General features: G+C 70.0%; 10 protein-coding genes. 2 read left to right on the plus strand and 8 right to left on the minus strand.

Annotated elements, in window-relative coordinates; all coding sequences use genetic code 11:
- Positions 1 to 99: 99 nt before the first annotated feature.
- From AC5020_RS14990 to AC5020_RS15025, 8 genes are all read right to left on the minus strand, one after another.
- A complete protein-coding gene (locus AC5020_RS14990) occupies positions 100 to 1,227 on the minus strand; it encodes a dipeptide epimerase (protein ID WP_377792298.1) in 1,128 nt (375 codons plus the stop codon).
- Complete coding sequence (locus AC5020_RS14995; protein WP_464988861.1) at positions 1,224 to 2,375, minus strand: DUF819 family protein; 1,152 nt, start codon at positions 2,373 to 2,375, stop codon at positions 1,224 to 1,226. Before AC5020_RS14995 ends, AC5020_RS14990 begins: the two co-directional genes overlap by 4 nt.
- 153 nt (positions 2,376 to 2,528) lie before the next feature.
- Entirely contained in the window at positions 2,529 to 2,849 is a 321-nt protein-coding gene (locus AC5020_RS15000; protein ID WP_377018871.1) for a DUF3870 domain-containing protein, read from the minus strand.
- Between the two features lie 19 nt (positions 2,850 to 2,868).
- Entirely contained in the window at positions 2,869 to 4,347 is a 1,479-nt protein-coding gene (locus AC5020_RS15005) for an NAD-dependent succinate-semialdehyde dehydrogenase (RefSeq protein ID WP_464988862.1), read from the minus strand.
- A gap of 69 nt (positions 4,348 to 4,416) precedes the next feature.
- Entirely contained in the window at positions 4,417 to 6,348 is a 1,932-nt protein-coding gene (locus AC5020_RS15010; protein ID WP_464988863.1) for a glycoside hydrolase family 15 protein, read from the minus strand.
- A gap of 4 nt (positions 6,349 to 6,352) precedes the next feature.
- Positions 6,353 to 7,858 carry a S10 family peptidase gene (locus AC5020_RS15015; RefSeq protein WP_464988864.1) on the minus strand — a complete coding sequence of 502 codons (1,506 nt, stop codon included), beginning with the start codon at positions 7,856 to 7,858 and terminating at the stop codon, positions 6,353 to 6,355.
- Positions 7,859 to 7,991: 133 nt separating this feature from the next.
- Positions 7,992 to 8,315 carry a hypothetical protein gene (locus AC5020_RS15020; RefSeq protein ID WP_377018875.1) on the minus strand — a complete coding sequence of 108 codons (324 nt, stop codon included), beginning with the start codon at positions 8,313 to 8,315 and terminating at the stop codon, positions 7,992 to 7,994.
- Positions 8,316 to 8,337: 22 nt separating this feature from the next.
- The gene (locus tag AC5020_RS15025; RefSeq protein ID WP_377018876.1) at positions 8,338 to 10,035 is read right to left on the minus strand and encodes a sodium:solute symporter family protein; all 1,698 of its coding nucleotides are present in this window, start codon (positions 10,033 to 10,035) and stop codon (positions 8,338 to 8,340) included.
- Between the two features lie 353 nt (positions 10,036 to 10,388).
- On the opposite strand from AC5020_RS15025, the gene AC5020_RS15030 reads away from it, so the two are divergent.
- Entirely contained in the window at positions 10,389 to 11,723 is a 1,335-nt protein-coding gene (locus AC5020_RS15030; protein ID WP_377792292.1) for an ABC transporter substrate-binding protein, read from the plus strand.
- Positions 11,720 to 12,554, plus strand: an 835-nt coding sequence (locus AC5020_RS15035) for a carbohydrate ABC transporter permease (protein WP_464988865.1), incomplete at its 3' end; no start/stop codon positions are given. The genes AC5020_RS15030 and AC5020_RS15035, both read left to right, overlap by 4 nt.

Consider the following 12,554-nt stretch of genomic DNA (forward strand, 5'->3'; position numbering starts at 1 on the left):
CCTTCGAGGTGTCCCCGGCAGGGCGAGGACGGCAGATGGTGGGTCCAGGGTGCGACGGGTGGGCGCGGTCGGGCGCGACACCCGGCATGGGCACGGTGCTCACGTATCACCCCCGTCCTCATCGGCCCGCAGCCGCTGGAGGCCGAGGCCGGGACCGCCGGTCAGGCGCAGCCAGCCGCCGCTCTGGGTGAAGCCGCCGGCGGGGGCTTCGGAGGCGAACCAGAAGGGCGGATCCAGGTCGATCATCGTGATCGCCGGGTGCGCGATCGCGACGTGCGCGGCCGCAGTGATCGAGATGCGCGGCTCCATCATCGCGCCGATCATGCACTCGATGCCGGCCGCCTGGGCGACGTCGGCGATGGCGAGGGCCTGCGGGATGCCGCCGGTCTTGGCCAGCTTGATGTTCAGCAGGTCCGCGGCGCCGGCCTCGACGAGCCGGTGGGCGTCCTCGACGGACCACACGGACTCATCGGCCATGATCGGCAGCTCGACCGCCGCCGCCACCCGCGCCATGCCCTCCACGTTGGCGGCCGCCACGGGCTGCTCGACCAGGTCGATCGGCAGAGCGTCGATCTCGAAGCCGGTGATGATGTCGATGGCCTGCTCGGGGCTCCAGCCCTGATTGGCATCCAGTCGCAGACGGGCCGAAGGGGCCGCCGCGATGACCGCAGCCAGCCGGCGTCGGTCCTCATCGATGTCGTGGCCGAGCTTGATCTTGAGGATCTCCTCGCCGCCGGCCACCGCGGCGCGAGCCCGCTCGGCCATCACCTCGGGCTCCTCGAGCGAGACGGTCATGTCGTTCATCAGCCCGTCGTCGGCGCGGCCGCCGAGCAGCTCCACCAGGGGAGAGCCGGCCGCGCGGGCCCAGGCGTCGTGCAGGGCCACGTCGCACGCCGCCCGGGCACTGGTGCCGCCTTCGAGGGCTCCGGCGATCCGGGCCGACAGCTCCGCGACGGTGCCCCGGGCGCCCTCCAGCGCCTGCCGGAGGGGGCCGGAGAGGGCCTCGGCGATGGAGTCGGCCGATTCGCCGGTGACGGCGACGGTCTCCGCCGCGGAGCCCTGGCCGACGATGCCTCCGGCCAGCTCGACCTCGGCGACGACGTACTCGACGGCCTCGGTGCGGCGGGCGGCGGTGACGAAGGGACGGCGCAGAGGAGCCCGGTGGCGATGCTGACGCACCGCGAGGATGTGGAGCTCTCGTTCTCGGGGATCGGGTGCGGTGCTCACAGTGCCGACATCACCTGGGCCGCGGCGAGACCGATGAAGGTGCCCGCGAACGATCCGATCAGTGCGTAGAGGATGCCGACGGGGACCAGCTGCCGGTTGAAGGCGCTGGCGACCACGGGCGCCGAGGCGATCCCGCCGATGTTCGCCGTCGAGGCCACCGCCAGCGAGAACAGCTCGGTCTTGGTCAGCTTCGCGTAGACCACCATGATCACGGCGTGGATGGCGAGCACCAGCAGGCCGATCAGGAGGTACAGCGGCGCCTGGGTGAGGGCCGAGAAGTCCGAGCCGGAGGCGATCTGGCCGATCACCACGAACAGCATCAGCGTGGCGACCTCCTGGGTGCCCGCGGTCTTCCCCAGTGGGGTGACGGCGACGATCAGGCCCAGGACGGAGACGATGAGGATCGTCCAGGTGGTGCCGGTGACCACGTCGCCCCATTCGGGCAGCAGGCCGCCGATCCAGGTCACGACGGTCGAGACCAGGATCGAGCCGAAGATCGTGATCGCCAGCGAGACCACGGTGACCGGCCGCTTCTCCTCCTCCAGCACGCCCATGTGGGAGTCGAGGTGGGAGGTGTCGGCCTTGGTCCACCGGTTGAACCGCGGCGAGGCGGCGACCGAGGCGAACATGATCATCAGCCACAGCGAGTACATGATCGTGTCGGTGATCAGGGCGTAGCCGAAGATGCTCTCCGGCGCCTGCAGGATGTCCTGGATCGCGACCATGTTGGCGCTGCCGCCGGTCCAGGAGCCCAGCAGAGCACCGAGCGCCTTCCACGACTCCTCGTGCAGCGCCGCCTGGAAGACCAGGAAGACGAGGACCATCGCCAGGAACAGCGAGGCCGCGGCCACGAAGTAGGTCAGCAGCAGCTTCGGGCCGAGCCGGATGATCTTGCGCAGGTCGCAGCCGAAGAGGAACAGGAAGATCATCGCCGGCAGCAGGACGTCCTTGACCTGGGCGATGGGCTCCCGGGTGGCGTCGTCCTGGCCGAAGACGCCGAGGGAGTTGAGGGTCGCGCACAGCAGGTACATCAGCACCATGCCGGGCACGAAGCGGAAGAACTTCCAGCCGGTGGTGCGTTCGAGCACGATCAGCACGCCGGAGAGTCCGAGCAGGACGCCGAGCATGAGTAGGCCGTCGGTGATCACGAGAAGGGTCCTCTTCGTCGGGGGCGGTCGGGGGTCGGGACCGGATTCGGGGACAAAAAAATCGGAAGCACCAGCGAGCGCCGCCTCTTGTGAGGCGCGTTCACGGTGCTTCCGACGGGATCCGGTTCGGTGAGGTTCCGGGCGGACGGTGAGTTATGCGGTGATGCCGGCCGACAGGTCGCGGTACTTCGCAGCGGCGTTGCGCACGGACGTGGCGAGCGCCCTCTGCGAGGACCCGTGGTACCTGTCGGTGATCGACTCCACCAGGGCGTCATCCTCGAGCAGCGAGCGGCCCACCAGCAGCTCACGCACGAACTCGACGGTGAGAGTCAGCGTGGCGGTGCAGTCCGCAGCCCGGATGACGTGCGTCTCAGTATCGACGATGAGGCCGATGAAGAACAATCCCCACTGCGACGTGATCGGATTGTTGCTCGGCGCCTTGGCCTCGCCGGTCAGGTAGATCGTGGTCCCCATGGGGCGAAGCTTATGCCGGTCACATCGGCAGGCGCACGTAGCTGGTCTCGAGGTATTCGGCCAGGCCCTCGTGGGAGCCCTCGCGGCCGAGCCCGGATTCCTTGATGCCGCCGAAGGGGGCGGCGGGATCCGAAGAGACGCCGACGTTGACCGCGACCATTCCGGCCTCGATGCGCTGGGCGGCGTCGGTGACCTCGGCGAGGTCGGAGCCGGCGACGTAGCTCATCAGCCCGAACTCGGTGTCGTTGGCAGCGGCGACCATCTCGTCGATGTCGTCCATGACGATGATCGGGGCGACGGGCCCGAAGATCTCCTCGTGATTGACGCGGGCGTCGGCCGGGACGTCGCCGAGCACGGTGGGGGCGTAGAAGTACCCCTCGCGATCGAGCCGCTGCCCGCCGGTGAGGACCTTCGCGCCGCGGTCGACGGCGTCGGCCACCAGCTCCTCGACCTTCTGGACGGCGTCCTCGTTGATCAGCGGGCCGAGGGTGGTGCCCTCCTCGGCGCCGGGGCCGGTGACGAGGTTCTCGGCCTCCTCGACGAGGCGGCGGGTGAACTCCTCGGCGACGGAGGAATGGACGTAGAACCGGTTCGCGGCGGTGCAGGCCTCGCCGTTGTTGCGGAACTTCGCGGGCATCGCCGCGGTGATCGCGGTCTCGATGTCCGCCGAGGGCAGCACGAGGAACGGCGCGTTGCCGCCGAGCTCCATGGACGCCTTCAGCACGTGCTCGGAGGCCTGGCTGAGCAGGGTGCGGCCGACGGCGGTGGACCCGGTGAACGAGATCTTCCGCAGCCGCGGATCGGACATCAGGGTGGAGCTGAGGCCCTTGGAGTCGGAGGTGACCACGCAGTTCACCACACCCGCGGGGACCCCGGCCTGCGCCAGGATCTCCATGAACAGCAGCGAGGTCAGCGGCGTCATCTGGGCGGGCTTGTGCACCACGGTGCAGCCGGCCGCCAGCGCCGGGGCGATTTTGCGGGTCGCCATCGACAGCGGGAAGTTCCACGGGGTGATGAGGAAGGCGGGGCCGACGGGCCGGGACACGGTGAGGATCGCGTGCTTCGCCGACGGAGCCGGGCGGAACTCGCCGGGCGGGCGCACACCCTCCTCGCTGAACCAGCGCAGGAACTCCGCGCCGTAGGTGACCTCGCCGTAGGCCTCCTTCAGCGGCTTGCCCATCTCCAGGGTCATCGCCAGGGCGAGGTCGTCGGCCCGCTCGTGGCACAGCTCGTAGGCGCGGCGCAGGATCTCCGACCGCTCGCGCGGGGTGGTCGCCGCCCAGTCGCTCTGCGCGGCGACGGCGGCGTCGAGCGCCTGGGGGCCGACGGTCGTGGCATCGGCGTCGGCCACCTGGGTCAGCGGCCGGCCGGTCGCGGGGTCGATGACGTCCAGGTCCCCGGTGGCGGCGAGGAACTGGCCGTCGACATAGGAGCTGCGGGGCACGCGGTCCATCAGCTCCGCGATGCGGGCCTCGGTGATGGTGGGCAGATCGCTCATCGTGGTCATCTCCTTCGTCGTCTGCTGGCGTCGCGAAGCCGGTGGCGCCAGTCCATCACGTGACGCAGCTCAGCGGGGGATCGTCAGGGCGAGGGCGTCGACCGCTCGGATCAGGCCGAGGTGGCTGAAAGCCTGGGGGAAGTTGCCGGCCATGCGCTGTGCGGTGCCGTCGTACTCCTCGGCCATCAGGTGGAGGTCGTTGGCGCAGGCCAGGATGCGGTCCATGAGCTGGACGGCGTCGGCGCGACGGCCGGAGCCGGCGTACTGCTCGACGAGCCAGAAGCAGCACACCAGGAACGGGTGCTCGTCCCCGGGCAGCCCGTCCTGGCCCTTGGTGAGGTAGCGCAGGATCAGCCCGTCCTCGGTGAGCAGGTCGCGCTCGATCCGCTCGACGGTGGCGAGCATGTGCGGATCGTCCGGCGGCAGGAAGCCGGTGTGGGGGATCTGCAGGAGAGAGGCGTCGACCTCGGCGGACCCGTAGGTCTGGGTGAAGGCGCCATCCTCGCCGACGCCGCGGGTGAGGATCTCCTCGCGCACCTGCTCGCGCAGGTGCTTCCAGCGGGCGAGGTCCTCGTCCGGGGCGGGCAGGCCGTAGGTCTCGACCGCATCGATCGCCCGGTCGAAGGTCGCCCAGATCATCACGCGGCCGTGGGTGAAGTAGGCGGGCTCGCCGCGCATCTCCCAGATCCCGTGGTCGGGCTCGTCGATCCGGTCCACGGCGTAGCGGACCAGGGCCTTCTGCAGCGGCCACGACCAGGCGGACTCCTCCAGCCCGGCCTCGCGCATCGCCGACAGCGCGATCATGACCTCGCCGACCACGTCGGCCTGGTACTGGCCGGCGGCCCCGTTGCCGATGCGCACCGGCACCGAGTCCTCGTATCCGGGGAGGTGGGGGAGCTCGCGTTCGACCAGGTTCCGGTCCCCGGTGATGGAGTACATGATCTGCAGGCGCTCGGGGTCGCCGGCGATGGCCCGCAGCAGCCAGTCGCGCCAGGTGGCGGCGGCATCGATGTGACCGTGGGCCAGCAGCGCCTCGAGGGACAGGGCCGCGTCGCGCAGCCAGCAGAACCGGTAGTCCCAGTTGCGCACCCCGCCGAAGTCCTCGGGCAGGCTCGTGGTCGCCGCGGCGATGATCCCGCCGGTGCGGCGGTGGGTGAGGGCACGCAGCACCAGCAGGGAGCGGGCGACGGGTTCGGCGTATTCGTTCTCCACCCGGACCTGCCCCAGCCAGCCGGCCCATTCGGCGGTGGTGCGGGCCAGAGCCGCGCGGACGTTCGGGGCGGCGGGCACCTGCTGCCAGGAGGGGAACCAGGTGAGCACCCAGGAGGCGCTCTCGCCCGAGGCCAGCCGGTGGCTGCCGCGGTGGACACGGCCGTGCGCGCTCAGCGCCGGCCCGTGCAGGGCGACGCCGTCCCCGCCGGCGACGGCGATCAGCACGCTCTCGCCCTTCTCGTCCTGGCCGCGGCGCACCCACGGCACGGCCTGGCCGTACTCGAAGCGGATCTTCAGCTCCTGGACCACCTCGACGGTGCCCTCGGTGCAGGTGACGCTGCGGATCAGGTCCGCGTGATCCTCCACGTCGCCGCGCAGGGAGGTCGCCGTGCCGGCGGCGGAGCTCGAGGCGGAGCTGGGGGTGGAGGGCCGGTCGGCGGCGTCGGAATCACTGCCGTCCGCGCCGTCTCCGCTGTCCGCGGCGGGATCGTCCGACGGGTCGGCGAGGTCGATCGGGAGGAACTCCGTGACCGTCGCGGTGCCGGTGGGGGAGCGCCACACCGTCTCCAGCACCATCGTCGAGGGCAGGTAGCGGCGGGAGAGGACCTCCCCGTCGGCGATCCGCAGGGACCAGTGGCCGTGGGACTCGTCGCCGAGCAGCGAGGTGAACATCGCGTCGGCGTCGAAGCGCGGCATGCACAGCCAGTCGATGTCCCCCTCCCGCGTCACGAGCGCCGTGGTGCGCTGGTCGGAGAGGAGGGCGTGCTCTTCGATGCGTGGGGCCGTCATGAGATCAGTCCACCATCTCCGGCTCCGCCGCGCCGACGAACTCGGCAAGATGCTGCGACAGGGCCAGGCGGCTGGGCTCGTGGCAGTACATCATGTGCCCGGCCTCGTAGTACTCGATGCGGATCCGCTCGGCGTAGTCCTCGCGCGGGATGGCGAGCTGGGCCAGGACGTGCTCGCTGGCATGGAACGGGGTCGCGGCGTCGTGGTAGCCGTGGGAGACCAGCACCCGGGTGTGCGGGGACTTGCGCAGCAGCCGCGCCAGGTCAGAGGCGACCTCGACGGCGCGGCCCTCGAAGTCCTTGTAGCTCCACGGGTGCACGCGGGCGGACATGATCTCGTAGACCACGTCGCTGGTGAAGTCGAGCTCCCGGCGCAGGTACTGGTTGATCGTCGCGGTGTAGGCCGGGGCCAGCTGGTCGATCGAGGGGTCCGTCTCCATCGCGGCGGCGTTGCCGTCCCCGGCGGGAGCGGTGAAGCGACCGTCGATGCGGCCGGCGACCAGGCCCTGGTCCCGCAGCAGCTCGGCGAGGTACGCCTGGTGCTCCACACGCAGATCCGCGCGCTCGACCCAGTCGGGGTCCACCCCGATCAGGGAGCCGATGCGGGCGGCGGCCTCCAGCTTCTGCTCGGGGGACAGGCGCAGCCCCGCGGCGAGCAGCGCCGGGTACTCCTGCTCGGCGAACGCCTCGGCCTCGTCGACCACGTCCTGCAGCAGTCGCTCCTCGTGCTTGCCGTGCGCGTGGGCGATCGCGGCGTAGGTGGGCAGGTAGTGCACGTAGGGGCGATCGTTGCCCTCGGTGAAGCGGATGGTGCCGAAGTCCAGCACGGGGGAGATCAGGGCGATGCCCGCGACGGCCACGTAGTAGCGGTCCATCAGGCGGGCGGCCACGGCGGAGGCGCGGGTGGTGCCGTAGGACTCCCCGGCCAGGTAGATCGGGGAGGTCCAGCGCTGGTTGCGGGTGAGCCAGTCGATGACGAAGGAGGCGATCAGGTCGCGGTCCGCGGCCAGTCCGTGGTGGCGGTCGGGCTTCTGGCCGGGGACGGGCCGGGAGTAGCCGGTGGTCATCGCGTCGACCACCACGAGGTCCGCGTGGCGCAGGATCGTCTCGTCGTTGTCCAGTAGCCGGTGCGGCGGGGCGGCCGGGGAGCCGGCGTCGCCGGCGTCCACCCGGCGCGGGCCGAGCAGCCCCAGGTGCAGCCACACCGTCGAGGCGCCGGGGCCGCCGTTGAAGGCGAACACCACCGGCCGGGCCGCCTCCGAGCCGCCCGGGGCCGGTGCGCTGGCGACGTAGGAGACCGAGAACAGCTCGGCGTAGGCGGTGGCGCGGCCGTACTCCTCACCCTCGGGCTCCTCCCTCAGCACCACGGTGCCGGCGGTGGCCGTGTAGTCCAGCGGCCCGTCGGCCAGCGCGAGCGAGTGCAGCGTGGTGACCAGGTTGTCCTCGGGCACGGGGGTGGCGTCTGCGCCCTTGCCGGTCTCGGGGGCGGGGGTGGTGGACTCGGCGTTCACTCGTGCTCCTTCACGTCGGGGGCGTCGGCCTCGATGCTACGCGGGCCCCGACGACGCCGGCCCGCCGGCCCGAGGAGCATCGGGCAGGCGGGCCGGGATCGGTCCTGCGGAGAGGGAGCGGGGTCTCAGGCCCTCACTCCAGAGGAGCGATGTCCCGAGGTGCCTCGGCACCCTCCTCGTTGTCCCGCACGACGATGCGCAGCGGGTCCACCTTGGTCCAGAGGACGAACGCGATCGCGACCACGATCATGGCCAGGCCCGCCCACAGGTTGGCGTTGACCCCGCCGGTCTTGGCGGCCTCCGCCTCGGTGAAGGCGAACAGACCCATCAGGGTCACGACGATGCCGAAGAGCCCGATCAGGGCGCCGATGAAATTGCGGATGTCGAAGGCCCCGGTGGTCTCGACGTGCGTGCCGTCGGGGACGTCGGCGGTGCTGCTGTCCTTGTGTGCACTCATGAGTGATCTCCTCCGTCCGCGCTCACGCGAAGACGATATTCAGGATGACGACGAGGCCCAGAGCGATCAAGGCCATGGGAACCGGGCGGCGGTAGAAGGCGAGGTTCTTCTCCTCGGGATCGACCAGGTCGGCCTTCGCGGTCTCGGAGTACACCAGGCCCTTCAGCTCGAGGACCGGCTTGGGAGCGGTGAACTGCGTGACCACGACGGAGACGATGATGTCGACCGCGAACGCGGCGAAGGCGCTGACGAAGGCGAGGCCCTGGCCGGGCAGCTCGAAGACGCCGAAGAACGTCGAGGAACCCCACAGGCCCACGGCCGCCAGGGTGCCGGCGACCAGGCCGGCCCAGCCGGCCGTCGGCGTCATCCGCTTCCAGAACATGCCCAGGATGAACGTCGCGAACAGCGGCGCGTTGAAGAACCCGAACAGAGCCTGCAGGTAGTCCATCAGGTTCGAGAACTGACCGGCGATCAGCGCGGTGAAGATCGCGATGACGCAGGCGGCGGCGGTGGCGACGCGGCCCACGAACGTGTAGTGGGCATCCGGCGCGTCCTTCTTCACGTACTGCTGGTACAGGTCGTAGCTGGCGACCGTGTTGAACGCCGAGATGTTCGCGGCCATGCCGGCCATGAACGCGGCCAGCAGGCCCGCGATCGCGACGCCGAGCAGACCGTTGGGCAGCACGTCGCGCATCAGCAGCAGCAGGGCGTCGTTGTAGGTGACGCCCGTGGCGGCGGCCGCCTCGGCATCTCCGGCCGAGGCGTACTGCTTGAAGTCGACCATCTCGTTCACCAGCACCGCGGTGATCATGCCGGGGATGATGACGATGAAGGGGATGAACATCTTGGGGAAGGCGCCGATGATCGGCGTCATCCGGGCGGCGGTGAGGTCCTTGGAGGCCATGGCCCGCTGGACCTCGACGAAGTTCGTGGTCCAGTAGCCGAAGGACTGCACGAAGCCCAGGCCCAGCACGATGCCGACCACCGACAGCACCGGGCTGTCGAAGCCGGAGAGCTGCTCGCCCGGCCACGTGTGCAGCTGCTCGGAGCCGAGCATGCCGTCACCGGCGACGCGCTCGGTCAGGCCCTGCCAGCCGCCCACGCGGTGCAGACCAATCAGCGTCAGCGGCAGCAGGGCCGCGACGATCACGAAGAACTGGAGCACCTCGTTGTAGATGGCGGCGGAGAGGCCGCCGACGGTGATGTAGAACAGCACGAACGCCGCGGCGAGCACGAGGCCCACCCAGATCGGCCAGCCCAGCAGGCGGTTGACGATCGTGGCCAGCAGCGAGAGGTTCACGCCGGCGATCAGCAGCTGGGCGACGGCGAAGCTGAGGGAGTTGACCAGGTGGGCGCCGGTGCCGAAACGCATGCGCATGAACTCGGGGACCGAGCGCACCTTGGAGCCGTAGTAGAAGGGCATCATCACGACGCCCAGGAACAGCATCGCCGGGATCGCGCCGACCCAGAAGTAGTGCATCGTCGGCAGGCCGTACTGGGCGCCCGTGGCGGACATGCCCATGATCTCGACGGCGCCGAGGTTGGCGGAGATGAAGGCGAGACCGGTGACCCAGGCGGGCAGGGAGCGACCGGAGAGGAAGAACTCGATCGAGTTCGAGACGCCGCGCTTGGCGTACCAACCGACGCCGAGGACGAACGCGAAGTACAACGCGATGATCGCGTAGTCGATCCACTGTGCATCCAGGCGGATGTCGACCATGAGGAATCCTTGGAACGTGGGAAAAGGGGGGCCGCCGCCGGCGTGGACCCGAGGAGGGAGGCGCACCGGCGGAGGGCAGCTCGTGCTGACGGCCGGTCACGCTACCACCGAGTAGGAGCGGGATAACCGAAACGTTTCGGTGATCAGCGCGGGTGTGCGCCAGACGCGTCGGACGTCACAGATCCATGGGGTGGTATGGGCGGTTCCGCCCGATTGGGCGCGGCCGTGCGGGCCGCTGTTCCGGCCGGCGGAACGGCCGGCACGGCAACCGCTTCCCGTCGGGTTCGGGGAACGTTCGGGGCGTGCGGTTATGGTGGCCCCACCCTCGAGGACGAGGAGAGGAGACCAGCCCCATGAGCAGATTCTCGCGGCGCTCAGCGCTCGCCGGCTCGGGAGCGGCCACCCTGGCCGCTGCCGCCGCCGCGTGCGCGCCGCCCAACCCCGGCGGCGTCAACGCCGAGGCCACCATCCCGGCGGCCGACGGACCCGTCACCCTCACCTACTGGGCGTGGCTGAAAGACCTCCAGAAGGTCGCCGACATCTTCAACCAGAGCCAGGATCGGATCCGCGTGGAGACCACCTGGATCCCCGGCGGTCCCGACGGCGGCTACGCCAAGATCCTCTCGGCAGTCGCCGCCGGCGGCGGCCCCGACATCGCCCAGGTGGAGCTGCGGTCCGTGCCCGAGTTCGCGCTCGCCGGCGCGCTGGTGGACCTCACCCGGTACGGCTTCGCGGACCAGGAGTCCGCCTTCGACCCCGGCGCCGTCTCCCAGGTCAAGGTCGGCGATTCCTACTGGGCCGTCCCGCAGGACACGGGCCCCGTCGGCACCTTCTACAACCGTGAGGTGCTCGAGGGCGAGATGGGACTGGAGCCCCCGGCGACCTGGGAGGAGTTCCGCGAGCTCGCCGGCACCGTCTCCGAGGCCGGCAAGCAGCTGATCACCCTCGATCCCGGCGACGGCTCCCATCCGGTCGCGTGGGCGATGCAGTCCGGCGCGCAGTGGTTCACCCCGGAGGGGGACGGCTGGATCGTGAACATGACCGACGACGCCTCCATGCGCGTCGCGGAGTTCTGGGACGGCATCCTCGCCGAGAAGCTCGTCGGCACCGGGTACGGCGCCTTCTCCACGCCCTGGTACGCCGCGGCGGGAGCCGGGGACGTGCTCGCCTCCATCTCCGGCTCCTGGAGCGATGCCCTGATCCAGACCACGCCCGGGGCGGAGGGGAAATGGGCGGTCGCGCCCATGCCCAGGTGGGAGGACGGTTTCGCCTCGGGCGCCCACGGCGGGTCATCGGCCGCGGTGCTGTCCAACAGTGCGCACCCTGCGGAAGCGCTGGAGTTCCTGACCTGGATGTGCACGGACCCCGTCGGCATCGACGCCATGATCGAGAACTCCGGCATCGGCTGGTCGCCGGCGGCCGACTACATCGGAGAGGTCCGTCAGGAGCCCTCCGAGTTCTTCTCCGGCCAGAACTACAACGAAGAGGTGTTCGTCCCCATGGCCGAGGGTCAGAACCTCGAGTGGACCTGGGCGCCGCTCATGCAGCGGGCGATGGCGATCATTGGTGACGGGATGAACGGCGCCATCACCGGCGAGGTCCCGCTGACGGACATGTTCGCCGAGACCCAGGCGGAGATCGTCCGGATCATGCGCGAGATCGGACTGGACGCGGAGGAGGCACGATGAGATCGAAGACCGCCCCCTGGGTCCTGCTGGGGCCCTTCCTGGTGCTGTTCATCGGCACCATGATCATCCCGATCATCATGGCCATCGGCTACAGCTTCACCAGCGTCGGACGCTCCGGACTGCTCGGGGAGGAAGGCGTCACCAGCGCCTTCGCCGGGCTGGAGAACTACGTCGCCGCACTCTCGAACGCGAACTTCATCGCCTCCATCAGGCGGATGATCCTGTTCGGCGTGGTCCAGGTGACGGTGATGATCGTCGCCGCCACCATCCTCGCGCTGCTGCTGGAGAGCGCGAGCGCGAGGTGGCCCGGCTTCTTCCGCGCCACCTACTTCCTGCCCTACGGGATCCCCGGCGTGATCGCCACGATCCTGTGGTCCTTCCTCTACATCCCCGGGCTCAGCCCCATCGTCGACGTCCTCGGCCTCGTGGGCATCGAGATCGACTTCCTGGCCCCCGAACTGGTGCTGTGGTCCATCGCGAACATCGTGACCTGGACCTACACCGGGTACAACATGCTGATCATCATCGCCCAGCTCAAGGCCATCCCCGGCGAGCTGTACGAGGCGGCGAAGATCGACGGCGCCGGGCCGCTGCGGATCGTCCGCTCCCTCCAGCTGCCGCTGATCCGCCCCGCGGTGATGCTGACGATTATCTTCTCGATCATCGGCACCCTGCAGCTGTTCGCGGAGCCGCGGCTGATGCAGAACATGAGCGCCGGGATCACCTCGGAGTACACCCCGAACATGGCCGCCTACGCCTTCGCGTTCCAGTACAACGACGTCGGCATGGCCGCCGCGCAGGCCGTGATCATCGCGGTCTCCGCCTTCGTGC

The sequence above is a fragment of the Brachybacterium sp. SYSU DS0246 genome, assembly GCF_059391765.1.